The 21316-nt window shown below is 70.0% G+C and carries 19 protein-coding genes; 15 read left to right on the top strand and 4 right to left on the bottom strand.

What is annotated here, in order from left to right; all coding sequences use genetic code 11:
• Window positions 1-155: 155 nt before the first annotated feature.
• The 13 genes from K6T84_RS17015 (at window position 156) to egtD (ending at window position 14153) form a co-directional block, all read left to right on the top strand.
• Window positions 156-1421, top strand: coding sequence for an aspartate kinase (locus K6T84_RS17015; RefSeq protein ID WP_224863327.1), 1266 nt, complete (start codon window positions 156-158; stop codon window positions 1419-1421).
• A gap of 1 nt (window position 1422) precedes the next feature.
• The gene (locus tag K6T84_RS17010) at window positions 1423-2460 is read left to right on the top strand and encodes an aspartate-semialdehyde dehydrogenase (protein WP_224863325.1); all 1038 of its coding nucleotides are present in this window, start codon (window positions 1423-1425) and stop codon (window positions 2458-2460) included.
• Window positions 2461-2467: 7 nt separating this feature from the next.
• Entirely contained in the window at window positions 2468-3601 is a 1134-nt protein-coding gene (locus tag K6T84_RS17005; protein WP_408066130.1) for a DUF4185 domain-containing protein, read from the top strand.
• A gap of 296 nt (window positions 3602-3897) precedes the next feature.
• Window positions 3898-6540, top strand: a complete 2643-nt coding sequence (locus K6T84_RS17000) for a PGRS repeat-containing protein (protein WP_304621289.1) — start codon at window positions 3898-3900, stop codon at window positions 6538-6540.
• A gap of 76 nt (window positions 6541-6616) precedes the next feature.
• Window positions 6617-6958 carry a hypothetical protein gene (locus tag K6T84_RS16995; protein WP_224863316.1) on the top strand — a complete coding sequence of 114 codons (342 nt, stop codon included), beginning with the start codon at window positions 6617-6619 and terminating at the stop codon, window positions 6956-6958.
• Window positions 6959-7040: 82 nt separating this feature from the next.
• Entirely contained in the window at window positions 7041-7355 is a 315-nt protein-coding gene (locus tag K6T84_RS16990) for a hypothetical protein (RefSeq protein ID WP_224863314.1), read from the top strand.
• Window positions 7356-7364: 9 nt separating this feature from the next.
• Window positions 7365-8813: a catalase gene (locus K6T84_RS16985; RefSeq protein WP_224863312.1), complete on the top strand. Its 1449-nt coding sequence runs from the start codon at window positions 7365-7367 to the stop codon at window positions 8811-8813.
• A gap of 32 nt (window positions 8814-8845) precedes the next feature.
• Entirely contained in the window at window positions 8846-9277 is a 432-nt protein-coding gene (locus tag K6T84_RS16980; protein ID WP_224863310.1) for an organic hydroperoxide resistance protein, read from the top strand.
• A gap of 16 nt (window positions 9278-9293) precedes the next feature.
• Window positions 9294-9917 (top strand): sensor domain-containing protein, encoded by a 624-nt coding sequence (locus K6T84_RS16975; protein WP_224866032.1) that lies wholly within the window; start codon window positions 9294-9296, stop codon window positions 9915-9917.
• Window positions 9918-9959: 42 nt separating this feature from the next.
• Window positions 9960-11219, top strand: a complete 1260-nt coding sequence (gene egtA, locus K6T84_RS16970; protein ID WP_225400868.1) for an ergothioneine biosynthesis glutamate--cysteine ligase EgtA — start codon at window positions 9960-9962, stop codon at window positions 11217-11219.
• Complete coding sequence (egtB, locus tag K6T84_RS16965) at window positions 11216-12490, top strand: ergothioneine biosynthesis protein EgtB (RefSeq protein WP_225400867.1); 1275 nt, start codon at window positions 11216-11218, stop codon at window positions 12488-12490. The genes egtA and egtB overlap by 4 nt, the downstream gene beginning before the upstream one ends.
• Window positions 12490-13191, top strand: coding sequence for an ergothioneine biosynthesis protein EgtC (gene egtC, locus K6T84_RS16960; RefSeq protein WP_224863305.1), 702 nt, complete (start codon window positions 12490-12492; stop codon window positions 13189-13191). The genes egtB and egtC overlap by 1 nt, the downstream gene beginning before the upstream one ends.
• A complete protein-coding gene (gene egtD / locus K6T84_RS16955; protein ID WP_225400866.1) occupies window positions 13188-14153 on the top strand; it encodes an L-histidine N(alpha)-methyltransferase in 966 nt (321 codons plus the stop codon). Before egtC ends, egtD begins: the two co-directional genes overlap by 4 nt.
• A gap of 17 nt (window positions 14154-14170) precedes the next feature.
• On the opposite strand, the gene K6T84_RS16950 is transcribed toward egtD, so the two are convergent.
• Together K6T84_RS16950 and K6T84_RS16945 are read right to left on the bottom strand one after the other, a co-directional pair.
• On the bottom strand, window positions 14171-14851 hold the full coding sequence (locus K6T84_RS16950) for a class I SAM-dependent methyltransferase (protein WP_225400865.1): 681 nt from the start codon (window positions 14849-14851) through the stop codon (window positions 14171-14173).
• Window positions 14852-14885: 34 nt separating this feature from the next.
• The gene (locus tag K6T84_RS16945; protein WP_526025541.1) at window positions 14886-17117 is read right to left on the bottom strand and encodes a DUF7159 family protein; all 2232 of its coding nucleotides are present in this window, start codon (window positions 17115-17117) and stop codon (window positions 14886-14888) included.
• Window positions 17118-17343: 226 nt separating this feature from the next.
• Between K6T84_RS16945 and glpK the strand changes: the two genes are divergently transcribed.
• Window positions 17344-18861, top strand: coding sequence for a glycerol kinase GlpK (gene glpK / locus K6T84_RS16940; RefSeq protein ID WP_225397626.1), 1518 nt, complete (start codon window positions 17344-17346; stop codon window positions 18859-18861).
• The gene (locus tag K6T84_RS16935) at window positions 18862-19563 is read left to right on the top strand and encodes an HNH endonuclease family protein (protein ID WP_225400863.1); all 702 of its coding nucleotides are present in this window, start codon (window positions 18862-18864) and stop codon (window positions 19561-19563) included.
• A 63-nt stretch (window positions 19564-19626) separates the two neighbouring features.
• Here K6T84_RS16935 and K6T84_RS16930 read toward each other — a convergent pair whose 3' ends face one another.
• Together K6T84_RS16930 and K6T84_RS16925 are read right to left on the bottom strand one after the other, a co-directional pair.
• Window positions 19627-20334 carry a PadR family transcriptional regulator gene (locus tag K6T84_RS16930; protein ID WP_225400862.1) on the bottom strand — a complete coding sequence of 236 codons (708 nt, stop codon included), beginning with the start codon at window positions 20332-20334 and terminating at the stop codon, window positions 19627-19629.
• A 67-nt stretch (window positions 20335-20401) separates the two neighbouring features.
• Window positions 20402-21187 (bottom strand): RDD family protein, encoded by a 786-nt coding sequence (locus tag K6T84_RS16925; protein ID WP_224863293.1) that lies wholly within the window; start codon window positions 21185-21187, stop codon window positions 20402-20404.
• Between the last annotated feature and the right edge of the window lie 129 nt (window positions 21188-21316).

Raw genomic sequence — 21316 nt, 5'->3', positions numbered from 1 at the left:
ACCGGCGCATCGCGAACACCCGCGACGGGAGGCCGGTCTGGATCAGGCCCCGCCGCGGCGTCCGAGAAGGAGCACCCGCTGCACATCGTGCAGTTTACGCCCTCCCAGCAGCTTCCCCTATCCTGGGACGGGCCCACCCACGGAAGGGACGAAAAGTGGCGCTCGTCGTGCAGAAATACGGCGGATCCTCGGTAGCTGACGCCGAGCGGGTCCGCCGCGTCGCCGAGCGCATCGTCGAGTCCAAGAAGGCCGGCGACGACGTCGTCGTGGTCTGCTCGGCGATGGGCGACACCACCGATGACCTGCTGGACCTGGCTCAACAGGTCTGCTCGTCCCCGCCGGCCCGCGAGCTGGACATGCTGCTCACCGCCGGGGAGCGGATCTCCAACGCCCTGGTGGCGATGGCCGTCGAGGAGCTGGGCTGTCAGGCCCGCTCGTTCACCGGGTCGCAGGCCGGGGTGATCACCACCGGCGTGCACGGCAAGGCCAAGATCATCGACGTCACCCCGGGCCGGCTGCAGGCCGCGCTCGGCGAGGACCAGGTGGTGCTGGTGGCCGGCTTCCAGGGCGTCAGTCAGGACACCAAGGACGTCACCACGCTGGGCCGTGGCGGCTCCGACACCACCGCGGTGGCGCTGGCCGCGGCGCTGAACGCCGACGTCTGCGAGATCTACACCGACGTCGACGGCATCTACAGTGCCGACCCGCGCATCGTGCCCAATGCCCGCAAGCTGGACACCGTGTCCTTCGAGGAGATGCTCGAGCTGGCCGCGTGCGGCGCCAAGGTGCTGATGCTGCGCTGCGTGGAGTACGCCCGCCGCTACCACCTGCCCATTCACGTCCGGTCGTCGTACTCGGACAAGCCCGGCACCATCGTTTCCGGATCGATCAAGGACATCCCCATGGAAGACGCCCTCCTGACCGGAGTCGCCCACGACAAGAGTGAAGCCAAGGTGACCGTGGTCGGCATCCCCGACCTGCCCGGCTACGCGGCCAAGATCTTCCGGGCGGTCGCCGACGCCGACATCAACATCGACATGGTGTTGCAGAACGTCTCCAAGGTCGAGGGCGGCAAGACCGACATCACCTTCACCTGCCCGCACGACAGCGGGCCCGCCGCGGTGGCCAAGCTCGAGTCGCTGAAGGGCGAGATCGGATTCACCGAGGTCCTCTACGACGACAAGGTCGGCAAGGTGTCGCTGATCGGTGCCGGGATGCGCAGCCACCCCGGTGTCACGGCCACCTTCTGCGAGACGCTGGCCGACAACGGCGTCAACATCGACCTGATCTCCACCTCGGAGATCCGGATCTCGGTGCTGGTGCACGAAACCGACCTGGACAAGGCGGTGCGCTCCCTGCACGAGGCGTTCAACCTCGGCAGCGACGAGGAAGCCACCGTATACGGCGGGACGGGGCGCTGACATGGTTTCCATCGGCGTAATCGGTGCCACCGGCCAGGTCGGCCAGGTGATGCGCACCCTGCTCGAAGAGCGTGACTTCCCCGCGGACGAGATACGGTTCTTCGCCTCGTCGCGATCGGCCGGGCGCAAATTGCCGTTCCGCGGCGCCGAGATCGAGGTCGAGGACGCCGAGACCGCCGACCCGGCCGGCCTGGACATCGCGCTGTTCTCCGCGGGCGCGACCATGTCGAAGGTGCAGGCACCGCGGTTCGCCGCCGCCGGTGCCACTGTGATCGACAACTCCTCGGCGTGGCGCAAAGACCCGGACGTGCCACTGGTGGTCTCGGAGGTCAACTTCGATCGCGATGTGCGGAATACCAAGTTGCCCAAGGGGATCATCGCCAACCCGAACTGCACCACCATGGCCGCGATGCCGGTGCTCAAGCCGCTGCACGACGAGGCCGGCCTGACCAGGCTGATCGTCTCGACCTACCAGGCGGTGTCCGGCAGCGGGCTGGCCGGTGTGCAGGAGCTGGCCGAGCAGGTGCGGGCGGTCTCCGACGGCGCCGAAGGACTGGTGCACTCCGGTTCAGCAGTCGATTTTCCGGCGCCCAACAAATACGTCGCGCCGATCGCCTTCAACGTGGTGGCGCTGGCCGGTTCACTGGTCGACGACGGCTCCGGCGAGACCGACGAAGACCAGAAGCTGCGGTATGAGAGCCGCAAGATCCTCGGCGTACCAGAGCTTTTGGTGAGTGGCACCTGTGTTCGGGTGCCGGTGTTCACCGGCCACTCGCTGTCGATCAACGCCGAATTCGCCCGGCCCCTCTCACCGGAGCGCGCCACCGAGTTGCTGCGTGGCGCACCGGGAGTGACCCTGGTCGACGTGCCCACCCCGCTGGCCGCCGCCGGCGCCGACGACTCCCTGGTGGGCCGGATCCGGGTCGACCCCGGGGCCCCGGACGGGCGCGGCCTCGCGCTGTTCGTCTCCGGGGACAACCTGCGTAAGGGCGCCGCGCTCAACACGATTCAGATCGCCGAGCTGCTGGCTGCGGGATGATCCGCGGGTGAGCCTGCGCCGGTTGTTGGCTGCCTCGGCGCTGCTGCTGACCCCGGCCTGGACGGTGCACGCCGACCCGCCCGCGCCCATCCCTCGTCCGGTGCTGTGGCCGCTGGCCGAAGGTCAGGTGGTCCGGATCGGGCCCAGTGCCGGAACCGGAACGCTCACCGGCGATTACGGTATCGGTGCCACCGATCTGTGCGAGTTCATGGAATTCCCCAGCGCGGTCCTGCAGATCTGCGGGGACAGCTTCGCCGGCCAGGGCGTCGGATACGGCGGCTGGTATTCGCCGATCGCGTTGCGGGTCGACTTGGACTCGGTCGACGACTCCGACGGGGTGCGCTACACCGGGGTGCTCGGGGTGGACAAGCCGTTGCTGGCCGACCCGGCACCGGCCGGCTGTACGCAGCTGCCGGCCGGGATCGTCTCGATCAACCGGACCAACTATCTGATGGTCACCACCGCCAAGATGCTGGTGCCCCAGGCATCGCGTCTAGTGAAAGCCGATGCGGCACAACCGGGTTGGCAGACAGTTCCGGGGTCGGTCCGGGCGGCGTCCTACCAGGACTCCGGTCAGTCCCAGATCAGCGGCTACTACGATCCGATCCCGACGCCGGACTCGGTCACCGGCTGGGTGTACCTGGTCACCAACAACTTCGACCGCAGCTCCCCGGTGACGCTCTACCGGGTCACCCCGGCCAAGTTCACCGACCGGTCGGCCTGGCAGGGCTGGGCGGCCGGAGCGGGTTGGGGACACAAGCCCACACCGCTGTGGAACGACCAGATCGGCGAGCTCAGCCTGCGCCAGGTCGACGGCAAACCGGTGCTGTCCTACTTCAACGGCACCACCGGCAACATGGAGGTGCGGGTGGCCTACGAGCCGACCGGCCTGGGCACCGCGCCGGTGACCACGGTGGTGCAGCACGCCGAATGGCCCGACCCCCCGGAGCCCGTGGAGGCCCTGCCGTCGCCGTATGACAACCGGCTGGCCCAGCCCTACGGCGGCTACATCTCACCCGGATCCACCCTCGACGAACTGCGAGTGTTCGTCAGTCAGTGGAACACCCAGCCACGGGACCGCGCTCCCTACCGGGTGATCCAGTTCGCGGTCAACCCGTACAAGCCCTGGTCGCTCAGCTGAACAGAAACACACGGCTGCGATACAGGGTCTCCCTAGAATCTCCGGGGCCCTCCGGCTGGTCGCGGGTGCCGGCTGGGCTTGTATCGCCTGGTGTCTCATTCTCCTGAACTGCGCGTTTAACCCTGTCGGTGCATTTTGGTGGATTCCGCTCCGCCGGTACGTACGCTGAGCGGCAGGCAAGAAGCACATACCGCGCTGCGGAAGTGGTTCTGGACGGCAGGGAACGGCGAGGAACGGCAAGGACAGGACGGCGGCACACCCCAACTCGGGCGGACCAGACGCGAGGGGCATCGGAGATGGCCGTTAGGCAGCGCATCGGCAAGCGCCGGGGTGGGCTGCCCGGGGTGAGCGCGTTCCTGGCGTTCGGCATGGCTCAAGCGGTGTCCCCGGTCGTCACCGCGCCGGCCCGCGCCGACGAGTTCGACTGGATGCCGGACTATTTCAGCGCCGCAGCGGAGCCCGGCCCGGCGTCGGCGTTCGGTGGCTGGTTCGCCGAGGCCTGGCAGACCTACATCTACCTGCCGGTGCATGCCGTGCTCGAAGACTGGATCCACAGCCCGTTCGGTTCGCAGGTCAACGACCAGATCAACGAGTGGTTTTCCTGGGTGACCGCGCTCGCGCTCACCAGTGGCTGCGGCCTGATCTGCGACGGCGCCGACGGCACGTCGGCGAGCAACCCCGACGGCGAGATGGGTGGCCTGATCTTCGGCGACGGCGGCAACGGGTGGAACTCCGACATCCCCGGCGTGGCCGGTGGCAACGGCGGCGGCACCGGTGGGATCGGCAACGGCGGCAACGGCGGCGACGGCGGCCCGGGCGCGGACGGCGGCAAGGGCGGCTTCGGCGGCGAGATGTGGGGCAACGGCGGCGATGGTGGTGCCGGAGGCAACGGCATCCTCACCTTCAACGGCGGAGCCGGCGGTAACGGCGGTGACGGCGGCAGCAGCTCCAGCAATCCCCTGCAGGACTGGCTCGCCATGGGCGGGGCCGGCAACGGCGGCAACGGCGGGCGTGGCGGAAACGGCGCGACCGGCACCGCCGGTGATGCGGCCCTGGCGGCGGGCGGCATCGGCGGGGACGGCACCGCCGGCGGCGTAGCGGGCAACGGCGGTGCCGGCGGCAACGGCGGCATCACCTTCGGGTCCGGCGGAACCGGCGGCAGGGGCGGTCTGGGCGGCGACGGGGGTACCGGCGGCACCGGAGGCGCCGGAATAGCTGGGCAGATCGGCGTCGACGCCGGCGTGGGCGGGAACGGCGGATCAGGCGGCGACGGAGGGGCCGGCGCGAAGGGTGGCCGGGGCGGTGCCGGCGGAGCAGACGGGTGGTTGTTCGGTGCGCCCGGCGCCAACGGTGACGGGGGTGCCGGGGGTGCCGGCGGCAAGGCCGGATCAGGCGGCGACGGTGGCACCGGCGCCGCCGGTGATGCGACGACTCCGACCGGCGGAACCGGCGGGAACGGTGGGGATTCCGGCGCGGCCGGTGACGGTGGGGGCGGTGGCGCGGCCGGCTCCGGCGGGAGGGCCGGGTCCGGAGCCGACGGCACGGACGGCGCGCACGGCGCCTCACCTGTCGGCGGCAACGGCGGCGATGGCGGCACCGGCTACAACTCCACCACCGTGAACACCGTCGGTGGGTCCGGCGGCGCAGGCGGCAACGGCGGCGACCACGGCAACGGCGGCAACGGCGGAACCGGTGGCAGCGGCGGACCGGGATCTGACGGCGGCCCCGCCACCGGTGTGGGCGGGGCCGGGCAGACCGGCTCGATCGGCGCCACCGGCGGCGCCGGCGGGGCCGGGGGCCTGGGCGGGTCGATCGCCGGCAACGGTGGCACCGGCGGGACGGGCGGCGTCGGCGGAACCGGCGGCAACGGCGGGGCCGGCGCAGACGGCGCGAACACCACCGCCCCCGGCGGGCGAGGCCAGGACGGTGGCAACGCCGGCAGCGGCGGTCGGGGCGGCACCGGCGGAGCGGGCGGCGCCGGCGGCGGGGTGGCCGCCGGCGGGACGGGCGGCGCCGGCGTGAACGGCACTGGCGGCGCCGGTGGTACCGGCGGCACCGGCGGTACACCCGGCGACGGCGGTGACGGTGGCAGCGGCGACGCCGCCCACCCGACCGGAGGCGCGGGCGGAGACGGCGGTGACACGGCAGCGGGCGCCGGCGGTGCCGGTGGCGCGGCGGGCGTCGGCGGTGCGCCCGGGACCGGCACTTCCGGGGCCGGCGGCCAGGCCGGTGGCGTTCCGGTAGGTCCGGTCGGCAACGGCGGCACCGGCGGGCATGGCTACGACGCGTCCGCCGACCCGGCTGCCCCGCCCGGAACCGATGGGGGAGCAGGCGGAAACGGCGGAAACGGCGGCACCTACGGCAACGGCGGCGCAGCAGGTGACGGAGGCGACGGGGCCGATGCCGAGGCGGGAACCAATGGCGCGAACGGAGTCTCGGGGATCGCTGACGGGGCGGGCGACAATGGCACCGATGCGCGGGCAGCCGGGACCGGGGGCAACGGGGGTCGAGGCGGCGCCGGCGGCACAGCGCTGGGTGCCGGCGGTGCCGGGGGTGCGGGCGGTACCGGCGGCGACGGGGCGCTGGGCGGCAACGGCGGCGACGGCGCAGCCGGTGTGGTGGGTGCGGCCGGCTCGGGCGGTGCTTCGGGTGCCGGTGGGGACGGCGGCGACGGCGGCGAATCCAGCCTCGGGGGCGCCGGTGGTAAGGCCGGTGCCAACGGCGACGGCACCGTCACCGCAGCCGACGGCGCCCAGGGAAACCCCCCGTACGGGCCCGGCGGCAACGGCGGCAACGGCGGTCGCGGTGCGGACAACCCCACCGGCGCCGGGGGCAACGGCGGCAACGGGGGTGAGGGCGGCAACCTGGGCATCGGCGGTGACGGCGCCCCGGGCGGCAACGGCGCCACCGGGGTGGGAGCGTCCGGCGTCAGCCCCTGATCAGGCCGCACGCTCATAGCTGACGCATAGTCAACACCTAGCGACGCCCGGTGTTTCGCCCCGCAGGATGTCAACCATGAGCGAAACACCTGAAACCACAGTCACCGCACCGATGGGCGAGCCCAAGCCGTACTGGCTCTACCGGCTCACCGCCTGGGTCGCGATCGTCGCCGGCGCCGTCTTCATCGTGTCGTCGGTGTTCGTCGCCGGCGTCTGGGCCAGCGGCGGAATGCGCGGCCACTGCCACCACGGACATCACGGACCCCATCACGGCGCGATGTTCCACCCGGGTCATCACCACGGTCCGGGCCCGATGATGCGCGGCGGTCCGGACGGCCCGGGCTGGCCGGACGGTCCCGGTCCCGACGAGGTGCCGCCTTCGATCACCCAGCCCCCGGCGCGCACCCCCGGCCGCTGACCCCGTTCCGGCCGCCGGCACCAGGCCGCCGCCCTCGGAGAAGGGCGGCGGCCGGCGTCGTTGTGGGGCATGATGGGACGATATGAGCGAGTCACCAGCCCCCACTGTTCCTGCTCCTCCACCACCACCGGCCAAACCGAACCGGCTCTACCAGGCCGCGGCGTGGGTCGTGATCGTCGCCGGCACCGTTTTCGTCGGCGCGGTGATCTTCTGCACCGGTGCGTATCTCAGCGACGGTGGTGGGCGCGGAAACCCCCACGGGCCATGCATGATGCATGGCGGTCCGTCGCCGATGGCGCCCGATTCCGGTCCGGGCTGGCCGGGCTTCCGGCCTGCCGGACCCGGCAACGGCCCGGGTGGCCCGGGCGGACCGCCCCCGTCCCCGCCGCACCGCTAGGAGGCCCGGATGTCTGAACGCCACACCACCACCGATTTCGGCATTCCCGCACCCAGCGACGGCGAATCGCTGACGGTCGGCCCCGATGGGCCGATCCTGCTGCAGGACCACTACCTGATCGAGCAGATGGCGATGTTCAACCGGGAGCGCACCCCGGAACGTCAGCCGCATGCCAAGGGCGGCGGCGCATTCGGGCACTTCGAGGTCACCGCGGATGTCAGCGCCTACACCAGGGCGGCGGTATTCCAGCCGGGCGTCAAGACCGAGACTCTGACGCGGTTCTCGACCGTCGCGGGTGAGCGGGGCAGTCCGGACACCTGGCGAGACCCTCGCGGCTTCGCGACGAAGTTCTACACCTCCGAGGGCAACTTCGACATGGTCGGGAACAACACCCCGGTCTTCTTCATGCGCGACCCGCTGAAGTTCCAGCACTTCATCCGCTCCCAGAAGCGCCGCGCGGCCAGCAACCTGCGTGACAACAACATGCAGTGGGACTTCTGGAGTCTCACGCCGGAGTCGGCGCACCAGGTCACCTGGTTGATGGGGGATCGGGGCATTCCGAAGAGCTGGCGTCATATGAACGGCTACTCCAGTCATACCTACAGCTGGATCAACGCCGCCGGTGAGATCTTCTGGGTCAAGTACCACTTCATCAGTGACCAGGGCGTCGAGTTCCTCACCCAGGCCGAGGCCGACCGGCTGGCCGGCACCGACGGCGACTACCACCAGCGGGACCTGTATGAGGCGATCGAGCGCGGCGAATTTCCGAGCTGGACGCTCAAGATGCAGATCATGCCGTTCGAGGAGGCGAAGACCTACCGGTACAACCCGTTCGACCTCACCAAAGTGTGGCCGCACGCCGACTACCCGCTGATCGATGTCGGCACGCTGAGGCTGGACCGCAACGTCAGCGACTATCACAGCGAGATCGAGCAGGCCGCGTTCCAGCCCAACAACATGGTGCCCGGGACCGGGTTGAGCCCGGACAAGATGCTGCTGGCGCGCGGATTCTCCTACGCCGACGCACACCGGGCCCGGATCGGGACGAACTACAGCCAACTGCCGGTCAACGCGCCCAAAGTCGACGTGCACAGCTATTCCAAGGACGGCGCCATGCGGTTCCGGCCGGCGAGCGACCCGGTGTACGCGCCGAACTCGATGGGCGGCCCCAAAGCCGACCCGGCCCGCGCCGCCGAGGTCCGCTGGCACACCGACGGGGACATGGTCCGCGCCGCCTACACCCTGCGTGAAGCCGACGACGACTTCGGCCAGGCCGGAACCCTGGTTCGTGACGTCCTCGACGCCGATCAGCGGAAACGTCTGGCCGACAACATCATCGGCCACGTCTCTGCCGGCGTCACCGAGCCGGTGCTGTCCCGGGTGTTCGCCTACTGGCACAGCGTCGACAAGGATCTCGGCCGTGCCGTGGAGGACGGAGTGCGGGCCAATCTTGCCTGACGGGCAGCTTGCCGGCCTGGCATGATCGACCCATGACCATCAAAGTCGTCTTCGCCGCCGATTCCACCGCGACCGGTGGCGGCCGGGACGGCCACGTCCGTTCGGCATCCGGTCGCATCGACCTGGACACCCGCCCGCCGCGCGAGCTGGGTGGCACGGGTGACGGCACAAACCCCGAGGAGTTGTTCTCCGCGGGCTACGCCGCCTGCTTCCTCGGCGCGCTGCGACTGGTGGCGCGCCGCTCGGCCGTCATGCTCGACGACGCCACGAACGTGACGGTCGAGGCCGCCCTGGGTAAGGACCTGGCCACCGAGCAGTTCGGTCTCACCGGCACCATCACCGGTCACCTGCCGGGGCTGTCGCAGGCCGTTGCCGACGACCTGATGGCCGAGGCCCACGAGGTGTGCCCGTATTCGCGGGCCACCCGCGGCAACGTGGACTTCACCGTCGTAGCGAAGGTCTAGCGTGCGGTTCGCGCTGATGCTGATGGCGGGCTGCCTGGGGCTGGCGATGCCGGTGGTCGCTTCCGCGCGCCCGTCGGATCCGGGCGTGGTGTCCTACGCGGTGTTGGCCAAGGGATCGGTCGGCAATATCGTCGGCGCCCCGATGGGGTGGGAGTCCGTGTCCGGCGTGCCCGTTCAGTCGTTCGGCGTCGACGACCCGGTCTGCAACAACTGGGCCGACATCGGCCTGCCCGAAGTCTTCAACGACCCCGACCTGGCGTCGTTCAACAGCGCGGTGGCCCAGACCTCGGCCACCGACCAGAGCCACTTCGTCAAACAGGCGGTGGGGGTGTTCGCCACCGAGGCGGCCGCCGGCCGGGCGTTCCACCGGATCACCGACCGGACCGTGGGCTGCTCGGGCCGCACCACCGCCATGCACCTGGACAACGGCATCACCCAGGTCTGGACGTTCGACGGTGGGCCTGCTGCGGCTGCCGATGCGGCCTGGGTCAAGCAGGAAGCCGACACCGACCGGCGCTGCTTCAACCAGACCCGGTTGCGGTCCAATGTGCTGTTGCAGGCCAAGGTCTGCCAGTCCGGAAACGCCGGTCCAGCGGTGAATGTGCTGGCCGGGGCGATGCAGAACACCCTGGGCCAGTAATCGCCGGCCCGGTTGTCGGCGGCCTCCGGTAGCGTCGGGCAGATGCGACTGGGTCGCTCCGATCAGGCCTGCCTCGTGGAACTGTCCGCCGCCGAGGCCGCGGACTACCTCGCCGAGCGGTGTCTTACTGATGCGCCGCTGGGCCGGGTGGGCCTGGAGATCGAGGCGCACTGCTTCGACCCGGCGGACCCGTACCGGCGTCCCGGCTGGGCCGAGATCAGCCGGGTGCTGCAGTCGCTGCCGGCGCTGCCCGGCGGCAGCGCGGTCACCGTCGAACCCGGCGGGGCGGTGGAGTTGTCCAGTCCGCCGCTGGCCGGTGCGGCGGCCGCCATCGAGGCGATGGCCGCCGACCAGGCGGTGCTGCGTTCGGCGTTCGCCGCCGCGGGCCTGGGCCTGGTTGCCCTCGGCGCTGACCCGTTGCGGCCCACGCAGCGGATCAACCCCGGTGAGCGCTACGCGGCCATGGAGCGGTTCTTCGCCGCCAGCCATACCGGTACCGCAGGCGCGGCGATGATGACGGCGACGGCGTCGGTTCAGCTCAACGTGGATGCCGGTCCACGATCGGGCTGGGCGGACCGGGTGCGACTGGCGCACGCGCTCGGCCCGACGATGGTCGCGATCACGGCGAACTCGCCGATGCTGGGCGGTGAGTTCTCCGGCTGGCGCTCCACCCGCCAGCGGGTGTGGAGCAGGCTGGACTCGGCGCGCTGCGGCCCGGTGCTGGGCCTGGACGGCACCGACCCGGCAGCCGACTGGGCGCGGTATACGTTGAAGGCGCCGGTCATGCTGGTGCACGCCCCGGAGGCCATTCCCGTCACCCGCTACGTGCCGTTCGCGGACTGGGCTGACGGGCGGGTGCTGTTGGGCGGGCGTCGCGCCGATGTCGACGACCTCGACTACCACCTGACCACGCTGTTCCCGCCGGTGCGCCCGCGCGGCTGGCTGGAGATCCGCTACCTCGACAGCGTGGACGACACGCTGTGGCCGGCGATCGTGTACACCCTGGCGACCCTGCTCGACGATCCGGCGGCGGCCGATGGTGCCGCCGAGGCTGTCGAATCCGTTGCGACCGCCTGGGATATGGCCGCCCGGATCGGCCTGGCCGACCCGCGCCTACACACGGCCGCCCGGCGGTGCCTGGGTCTGGTGGCAGATCGGGCCCCGGCGTCGTTGCGGGACGGAATGGCCCGGCTGGTCGCGATGGTCGAGCGGGGCCGGTGCCCGGCCGACGAGGTGTCCGAGGAGGTGGTCGCCACCGGCGTCGCTGAGACGGTGGCCCGGCTGGCGCGGAGGCATTGGTGAGCACCGCCGAGACGCTGGCGCGCGCGTTGACCCGGGCCCGGGACCGCACGCTGGCCCTGGTCGACTTCGACGACGCGGAGCTGCACCGCCAGTACGACCCGCTGATGAGCCCGCTGGTGTGGGACCTGGCGCACATCGGTCAGCAGGAGGAACTGTGGCTGCTGCGGGGCGGGAACCCGGCGCGTCCGGGGTTGTTGCCGGCGGACGTCGAGGGCCTCTACGACGCATTCACCCACTCGCGGGCCAGCCGCGTCAGCCTGCCGCTGTTGGCGCCCGATGAGGCCCGGAAGTATTGCGCCACAGTCCGATCCAAGGTATTTGATGCGCTGGAAGGGCTGCCAGATGAGGCCGGCTTCGAGCATGCGCTGGTGCTCAGCCACGAACACCAGCATGACGAGACCATGCTGCAGGCACTCAACCTGCGCACCGGTGCGCCGCTGCTCGGCCGGGGTACGTCGCTGCCCGCAGGGCGGCCCGGCCTGGCCGGCACCTCGGCGCTGGTGCCGGGAGGTGAATTCGTGCTCGGCGTCGATGTGACCGATGAGCCTTACGCGCTGGACAACGAACGGCCCGCGCATCGCGTCGACGTGCCGGCGTTCCGGATCGGCCGGGTACCGGTGACCAACCGCGAGTGGCGGGAGTTCATCGACGACGGCGGCTATCGGCAGCCCACGTGGTGGACCGAACGCGGCTGGAAACACGCGGTGGCGGCCGGGCTCAGTGCGCCCCAGTTCTGGAATCCTGACCACACGTCGCGAATCCGGTTCGGCCGCAACGAAGACCTGCTCGACGACGAGCCGGTCCAGCACATCAGCTACTTCGAGGCGCAGGCCTACGCACGCTGGGCGGGCGCGCGGTTACCCACCGAGATCGAATGGGAGAAGGCCTGTGCCTGGGATCCAGCGACCGGCCTGCGTCGCCGCTACCCCTGGGGCGGTCGCGAGCCTACTGCCGAGTTGGCGAATCTCGGTGGTGCCGCGCTGCGTCCGGCGCCGGTGGGGGCCTACCCGGCCGGGGCGTCGGCCTTTCGCGTCGAGCAGATGCTCGGCGACGTCTGGGAGTGGACGAGTTCGCCCTTGCGGCCGTGGCCGGGTTTTGCCCCGATGATCTACCAACGGTATTCGGAGCCGTTCTTCGGCGGCGACTACCGGGTGCTGCGCGGCGGATCGTGGGCGGTCGCGGGCGAGATACTGCGGCCCAGCTTCCGTAATTGGGACCACCCCTACCGGCGGCAGATATTCGCCGGTGTCCGATTGGCCTGGGACGTCTGATGTGCCGGCACCTGGCCTGGTTGGGCGCGCCGCGGTCTTTGGCCGCGTTGATATTGGAGCCACCAAACGGTCTCTTGGTGCAGTCCTATGCGCCGCGCCGTCAGCGGCACGGGCTGATCAACGCCGACGGTTGGGGCGCAGGGTTTTTCGACGATTTTGGGGGTGACCCGCCGCGGCGGTGGCGCAGTGCTGGCCCGTTGTGGGGTGATTCGTCTTTCGCCTCGGTGGCGCCGGTGCTGAGCAGTCACTGCGTGGTGGCCGCGGTGCGCTCGGCTACCGTCGGCATGCCGATCGAGGCATCGGCGACGGCGCCCTTCACCGACGGTGCTTGGCTGTTGTCCCACAACGGAGTGGTGAACACCGCGGTCTTGCCCACCTGCGCCGGAGCGGAATCCGTCTGTGACAGCGCGATACTGGCCGCGTCTGTCTTCGCCCGCGGCGCGGAATCGCTGGGCGAGACGGTTGTCGAGATCGGTGCCGCGGATCCCGCTGCGCGCCTGAACGTACTGGCCGCCAACGGCTCCCGGCTGTTGGCAACGACCTGGGGGGACACCTTGTCTATGCTGCACGGAGCAGACGGAGTGGTGCTGGCCAGTGAACCCTACGACGATGACCCGCGCTGGGTCGACATCCCCGACCGGCACCTGGTGGATGTACACGGCGGCGAGGTCCGCGTCAGCGCGCTGGACCGGGTCCGATGAGCGTCTCAATAGCCAATCATCTGGCCGCCGACGCCGCGTTGAGCGCCTTGCGTGCCGACGTGCTCCACGGCCTGCGTCAACAACCGAAGGCGTTACCCCCCAAATGGTTCTACGATGACGTCGGCAGCGAACTGTTCGATCAGATCACCCGACTGCCCGAGTACTATCCCACCCGCACCGAAGCGGACATCCTGCGCGCCCACTCCGGGGAGGTGGCGTCGCTGTCGGGTGCGGACACCCTGGTCGAGTTGGGCAGCGGTACCTCGGCCAAGACCCGGATGCTGCTGAACGCACTGCGTGACGCCGGAACGCTGCGTCGGTTCATCCCGTTCGATGTCGACGCCGGGGTGCTGGAGACGGCGGGGGCGGCGATCTCCCGCGACTATCCCGGGGTGCAGGTGCAAGCCGTCTGCGGTGATTTCGAGCACCACCTGGCCGAAATCCCCTCTGGCGGAAGGCGACTGTTTGTTTTCCTGGGCTCCACGATCGGCAACCTGACCGCCGCGCCGCGGGCGGCGTTCCTGGCGGCGCTGGCCGCTGTGATGCGCGACGGCGATCACCTGTTGCTGGGCACCGATCTGGTCAAGGACGCCGGGCGACTGGTGCGCGCTTACGACGACGCAGCGGGGGTGACGGCGGCATTCAACCGCAACGTACTCGCGGTGGTGAATCGTGAGCTCGATGCCGACTTCGACCCGGACGCATTCACTCACGTCGCGCGCTGGAACGCCGGCGAGCAGCGCATGGAGATGTGGCTGCGGGCGCGGGGCGATCAGCACGTCGTCATCGGCGAACTGGGCATGACCGTCGACTTCGCCGACGGCGAGAAGATGCTGACCGAGGTGTCCTGCAAGTTCCGGGCCGAGCAGGTGGTCGAGGAATTGGCCGCCGCCGGACTGCATCGCCGGCGATGGTGGACCGACCAGGCCGGCGACTTCGGGGTGTCACTGGCCGTGAGGTGAGTTCTAAGACCAGATACCTACGCCTTGTGCGCGGTCAGCAAGAAGGCCGGCAGTTTGGTCCGCCCCTCCTCGTCCAGGTCGAACGGCAGTTCCGGTGCGTCCGGTATCGCCGGCATCCGCGCGTGGATGAACGCCGGCCGGACCTCGTCGATCGTCCAGTATCGGCCGACCGCGGCCCGAAGTTCTTCTTCGTCAACCGGTTTCGGCCCGTCCTCGCCGTCTGCTGGGAACGCTCCCTTGGCGAACACCAGCACGAAGTAGGTCGCTCCCGGGGCCGCAGCCTTGTGCACCGACCGCAGGTAGCCGTCGCGGCCCTCGATCGGCAGTGAGTGGAACAGAGTCGAGTCGACGATCGTGGTGAATCGGCCCTCGGAACCAGGCGGGTAGTCGTCGAACGAGGTGATGTCGGCCTGATAGAAGGTCGCGGTGCTCAGTCCGCGATCCTGGGCGGCCTGTGTGGCTGCGGCGACGGCCGTGGGGCTCAGGTCCAAGCCGACCACCGTGATCCCCTGCGCAGCCAGGGTCAGCGACAGTTCGGCTACGCCACAACCGGCGTCGAGCACCTCGCCGCCGACCTTGCCGGCCGCGATCAGCGCCGCCAACTCCGGCTGCGGCTCACCGAGATTCCACGGGGGCGGCCCCTCGAAGGCTCCCTCCCCGCGGTAGATGCTGTCCCAATCCATCAACTCTGAGGCCATGGTCGCCAACCTACGCCACTGGTGTGGGACCGGATCACTTGCCGAACAGGCCGCCGCCTCCGCCACCGCCGAACAGGCCGCCACCGCCGCCGCCACCAAACAGGCCGCCACCGCCGCCGAAGAGGCCGCCGCCGTGGCTGCCGCCGCCGAAGAGGCCGCCGCCCGGGTTGCCGCCGCCGAAGAGGCCGCCGCCCGGGTTGCCCCCGCCGAAGAGCCCTCCGCCCGGGTTGCCCCCGCCGCCGAACAGCCCTCCGCCGCCGAACTTGGGCATCGACGGAGCACTGGGAGCGGGCATCGAAGGCAGTGCGGGCATGGCCGGCGCGGCCGGCATGGCCGGCGCCTTGGGTGCCTGGAATGCGGGCAGTGAAGGCATGGCGGGCAATGCCGGCGCCTTGGGTGCGGGCATCACGGGTGCCTGGGGTGCGGGAAGCCCGGCCGGCGGACCGGAATTCGGCAGCTGGATAGGCAGATTCGGCAGCTGAATACCCGGGCTGGGGTTGACGGCCGGCGGGTCAGGGAGCTTCACCACCGGTGGGCTCGGGTTGAACGCCGGCAGATCGGGCTTGACCACCGGCGGAGTCGGGTTGACCACGGGCAGATCGGGCTTGACCACCGGCGGAGCCGGTTTAACCACGGGGGGCAGTGGCTTGATCACCGGTGGGATCGGCTTGACCACGGGGGGTTGAGGCTTGATCGCCGGTGGTGTCGGAACCACGATCGGGGGCTGGGGCTTGACCACCGGCGGTATCGGCTTGACCACGGGAGGCTGGGGCTTGACCACCGGCGGTGTCGGAACCTCGACGGGGGGCTGGGGCTTGACCACCGGCGGTGTCGGAACCTCGACCGGGGGCTGGGGCTTGACCACCGGCGAATGGGGCATCGTGGCGGGCGGGGCGGGCTTGGTTGCCGGAATCCTCAGTAAGAACGACAGATCCGGCAGGCTGCCGGTCTGGTGAATCGGGTGCGGACGCAGCGCGGGAAGCAGCGACGGCAACTGCGGTCCGACCACCGGTGCCGGGGCGAGTACCGGTGCGGCAACCGGCACGGCGGCGGGCAGCGACGCCCGCATGTCCGGCGCCGCCGGGACGTCCAGTGGTGCCGGCGCCGGCAGGTTGAGCCCCGGCGGCATGGCAACCGGCGGGAGGTTCACCGGCGGCAGCGAATCGGTCGGGGTTTGACCCAGCAGCGGGTGCGCTTGGGCGTCAGGCTGCCCGGCCGGAACCTGCAGGCTCGGTGCCGAGAACGGAAGGGCAAGGGCCCGGCCGAAATCTGGCCGCAGCGAGATCAGGTTGGGAGTTATGTCCAGGGCCAACGAGACCATCAGCGCCGACGCCGCGGCAAACGCCGTCGATGCCAGCACCGCACCCGCCACCAGCAGCGGGCGCCGAGCCGGCTGGGGCATGGTGAACAAGATCTCGGTGGCCGCGTCGTCCTGCTCGTCAGGAACGGCGCTGTAGGCCAGGTCGTCGGCCCCCGCGCCGGGGATGTCGTAATACCCGGGAGTGAACGCGCCGGAGTCGGCCTCCTGGGTGTAGGCCAGGGCCGCCGTCGACGACTGGGCGGCTTCGGTCAGCCGGGCGGTGGCCAGCGCCGCGCCGTGGGCCAGCGCCGCCTGGGGGTCGCGCGGAGCGCTCACCACCTGCGGGACCGACGCCTCCAGCCGCGGCCTGATCGCGGCGGCGGCGTCCACGCCGGTGCAGACCAGAACGAGGTCGCCCGGGCTTGTCTGGTCGGCGCCCAGCCGCGCGGCGACGGCGTCCACCGCAGCGGTGGCCTCGCCGTCGTGCAGCGGCTGGCGGAAGATCCGGGTGACGGAGCCGTCGCCGCAGTCGACCATGGCCAGCGTAACGTCGGCCATGTCCACCGACAGCAGCCCGATGGTGTCGCAGCTGGTGGCCCGGCCCATCTTGCAGGCCAGGCTCGCCGCCGCCAACGACGGTGAGATGAACGCGATATCGCTGAGGTCACCGAGACCGCTTGCCGCCAGTCTCGACGCCAGCGCATCGGCGTCGATCGGGTCGGTCACGGTCACCCCGGTCGACACCACGTGGTGCCCAGCGGTGCCGGCGTCGTCGCGGGCCTGCAGGATGGCCGCGATCGCGGCATCGACGGCCGCGAAATCGGCACCCAGAGAATCGGAGTCGCCCGGCACGTCGACGGTGCGCTCGTCGAGGATGATTCCGTCGCCGTTCGTACCGCCGACCAGCACGGTGTGGATGGTGGCGGGTGCGCTTGACTCAAAAGCCACGCCGAGAACGACGTCCATAGCTCCTCCGATTCACGTCGGGCCGGTCAACCAGCCGACACCGTTTGTTCACCATTACGAGATGTACCGGTGACACATGCAAATATGCGATCTACCGCATAAACGCTGTCTGATGGCTTCACAAGAATGTCTAACTATCCAGTTGCGCGTCCTGCACGGATCGGGTGGGACATGATGGACCTGCAGCAACGCTGCAGGCCGCATCGGTTACGGACAGGAGTCAGACTTGGCCGATTTCGTCGCGTCAATCGACCAGGGAACCACCAGCACCCGTTGCCTCATCTTCGACCACGACGGCACCGAAGTCGGCCGTCATCAGCTGGAACATGAGCAGATTCTCCCGCGGGCCGGCTGGGTGGAGCATGACCCGTTCGAGCTGTGGAACCACACCGCGGCCGTGCTGGTCTCGGCGCTCAACACCGCGAAACTGCAGGCCTCCGATCTGGCCGCGCTGGGCATCGCCAACCAGCGGGAGACCACCGTGGTGTGGAACCGCAAGACCGGCCAGCCGTACCACAACGCGATCGTCTGGCAGGACACCCGCACCGACGCCATCGCCGCCGCCCTCGAGCGCGACGGGCACGGTGAGGTGATCCGGCGCAAGGCGGGCCTGCCGCCGGCCACCTATTTCTCCGGCGGCAAGCTGCAGTGGATCCTCGACAACGTCGACGGGGTGCGCGCCGACGCGGAGCGCGGCGACGCCCTGTTCGGCACCTGCGATAGCTGGGTGCTGTGGAACCTCACCGGCGGCCCGCGCGGCGGCGTGCACCTGACCGACGTCACCAACGCCAGCCGGACCATGCTGATGAACCTGGAGACCCTGGACTGGGACGACGAGCTTTTGGCGCTGTTCTCGATCCCGCGGGTGATGCTGCCGCGCATCACCTCGTCCTCGATGCGCCGCCGGCACGTGGTCACCGCGAGCACCGGGCCGCTGCGCGGTGAGGTGCCCATCGCCGGAATCCTGGGTGATCAGCAGAGCGCGATGGTGGGCCAGGTCTGCCTGTCTGCGGGCGAGGCCAAGAACACCTACGGCACCGGAAACTTCTTGCTGCTCAACACCGGAGAACAGATCGTTCGCTCCGACAACGGGCTGTTGACCACGGTGTGCTACCAGTTCGGTGACGCCAAGCCGGTCTACGCGCTGGAGGGTTCGATCGCGGTCACCGGTTCGGCGGTGCAGTGGTTGCGTGATCAGTTGGGCATCATCAGCGGCGCCACGCAGGTCGAGACGCTGGCCCGCCAGGTCTCCGACAACGGCGGGATGTACTTCGTCCCGGCTTTCTCGGGTTTATTTGCGCCGTACTGGCGTTCGGATGCCCGCGGCGCGATCGTCGGACTGTCTCGCTTCAACACCAACGCGCATCTGGCCCGGGCCACGCTGGAGGCGATCTGCTATCAGAGTCGTGACGTGGCAGAAGCCATGGAAGCCGATTCCGGTGTGCACCTGGGGGTTTTGAAGGTCGATGGCGGTATCACCGCCAATGATCTGTGCATGCAGATCCAGGCCGACGTACTCGGTGTCGACGTGGTCAAGCCGGTGGTGGCCGAAACCACCGCGCTGGGTGCGGCATACGCGGCCGGGCTGGGCGTCGGGTTCTGGAAGGACCCCGAGGACCTTCGCGCCAACTGGCGGGAACACAAGCGCTGGACGCCGAACTGGTCCGATGACCAGCGCGCCGCAGGTCATGCCGGATGGCGAAAAGCAGTGCAGCGCACCCTGGACTGGGTCGAGCTGCCCTGAATGCGATCGCTGCGGGGCTCCGGGGTGATCGTGCTGATCGTTGCGGCGTTCCTCGGCTGGGCCTGGTGGAATAACCGGCCCCAGCGATCCGAAGGCCCAACTCCAGCCTGGACTCCGACCGCGCCGCTGGACCCGGGTTACGACGCCGCCCGCCGCAAGCTCGACGCGCTGCCGGTCAAAGGATGGGATCGCCTGCAGGACTTCAAGCGGTACCGGTTCGGTGAACGCTGGAGCGACGACGTCGACGTCGAGTTCGGCCACAACGGGTGCAACACCCGCGACGACATCCTGCGTCGAGACCTCACGCAGGTCGAACTGCGCCGGGGCACCTGCCTGGTGCAGCGCGGCGTCCTGCACGACCCGTACTCCGGTGAGACCATCGAATTCGTCCGTGGCCCAGAGACTTCCGAGACGGTGCAGATTGATCACGTGGTGGCGCTGGCCGACGCCTGGTACAAGGGCGCGCAATCCTGGGACGACGCCCGCCGTCGTGACTTCGCCAACGATCCACGGAACCTGCTGGCCACCGGCGCACAGGCCAACTTCGACAAGGCCTTCCGCGACGCCGCCGGCTGGCTGCCGGCGAACGCCGCGTTCGAATGCGATTTCGTCGCCCGTCAGGTCGAGGTCAAAACCGTTTACGGACTGTGGGTGTCGTCCAACGAGAAGACCGCGATGCGACGGGTGCTACGGAACTGCTGACCGTTACCGGCGATTTCGGCGCGATAATCGCCGCTGAGCGGGCGTTATCGCGCCGAAATCGCACTAGTCGGTTTCGCCGAGAATGCCGTAGATCTCCTTGCGGGCGCGGTTGACGATGTCGACGACGCGCTGTTGCTGCTCCGGGGTGGCGGCCTGACCGGCTTGTGCCACCGCGCCGAACAGCTGGCCGATCGCGGCGCGCAGACTGACCTGTCCGGGGTCGGCGCCGTCGGCGATCGCCTCCCAGGGCGGGACCTCGATCTCCTGGGCGGCCGTGCGACCGTCCTCGGTCAGATCGAAAAGACGTTTCTTGCCGTCGGTTTCGCTGCCGGTGATCAATCCCTCGTCGACCAGCATCTGCAGGGTCGGGTAGACCGATCCGGGGCTGGGCCGCCACAGCCCCTGGCTGCGCTCGGCGATCTGGTGGATGATCTCGTAGCCGTGCATCGGGCGCTCGTTCAGCAGCGCCAGGATGCCTAGCCGCACGTCACCGCGTCTGCTGCGATTGCCCCGCCGATGGCCGCGGTGGCCGCCCGGGCCGAATCCGAAACCGGGACCGCCGAAGTCGGGGCCGAAACCCGGGCCGAAGCCGGGGCCGAAACCATGCCGGAAGTCGGGACCGGATCCCGGGCCGAAGCCGAAGGGGGCGCAGTGTTCGCCGACCGCGTGATCGCGCAACTGCCGGCGGAACTCGCGCCGGGCCTGCCGGCGTGCCGGGCCGAATCCGAAACCGCCGGGATGTCCGGGGTGCTCTGTAAAGGGGGTGTTCATGGGGTACCTCTCGTTCTCGAAAACAGCAACGCACGTCGCTACCGATACGTTGACGATATATCGAGAACTATCGATACGCAATGGGCGGGCCGGGGTTATACGGATCTCTGGTCTGTAGCCGGGCCAGCTCACGTCGGTGCCGCTCGGCGAGTACCGCGGCCAGCACCAGCTCCGGTGGGGCATCCGGCGGAGGCGGCGGCGAGACATGCGCCAGCACCTCGCCGGAGATCCGGTAGGCCATCATCTGGCGGGTGTGCGGGTCGAGCTGCGCCGCGCGGCTCAGGAATTGCCTTGCCACCTCAGCGGATTCGGCGCGCAGGCCAGACAGTTGCAATGCCGATGCCCACCAGGCCAACCCCGGCGGCATCTGCGGCGGCGGCGCGAGGGCGGGTCCACGCTCGCTGATCACCACCGTGCCGGCGAAGATGTCCCCCAGCCGCTTACCGCGTGGCGACAGTAGGCTGCAGATCACCGCGGGGCTGCCGGTCAGCGTCCAGATCTCCACCACCGCGGCCAGCGCCCGAACCAGGGCCTGGCGGAATCGTTCCGGGCCACCGTCGTCAGAGACCACTCGCAGCCCCATTGCCATCTTTCCCAGCGAACGGCCGCGGGTGGTGGCCTCCATGGCGACCGGATAGCCGACCAGCAGCAGCACCGCGAAGATGATCGCGATCGCGCCGGTGAGGGAGTCATCGAAGTGGCCCAGGGTCATCGCCCACAGCACCATCGTGGCGATGTAGGCCACCCCCACCACCGCGATGTCGATCAGCGCGCTGACCGCGCGCGCCGGCAGCTGTGCGATCGCGATGTCGAGGACGACGGCGTCGCCGGTCACCAGCTCATGGTTGGGCATGGTGCCGACGGTAGTCCTCGCTGTGCCTGATGGCGTCGACCCGCTGCGCCCGACTTCGTCGCGCTGGCGATCGCCGCTGTGCCTGATGGCGTCGACCCGCTGCGCCCGACTTCGTCGCGCTGGCGATCG

This window comes from Mycobacterium zoologicum, assembly GCF_020181635.2.
GTDB lineage: Bacteria > Actinomycetota > Actinomycetes > Mycobacteriales > Mycobacteriaceae > Mycobacterium > Mycobacterium zoologicum.
Note: the sequence above shows the minus strand (reverse complement) of the source record. Positions and strands in the feature narration are given on the sequence as shown.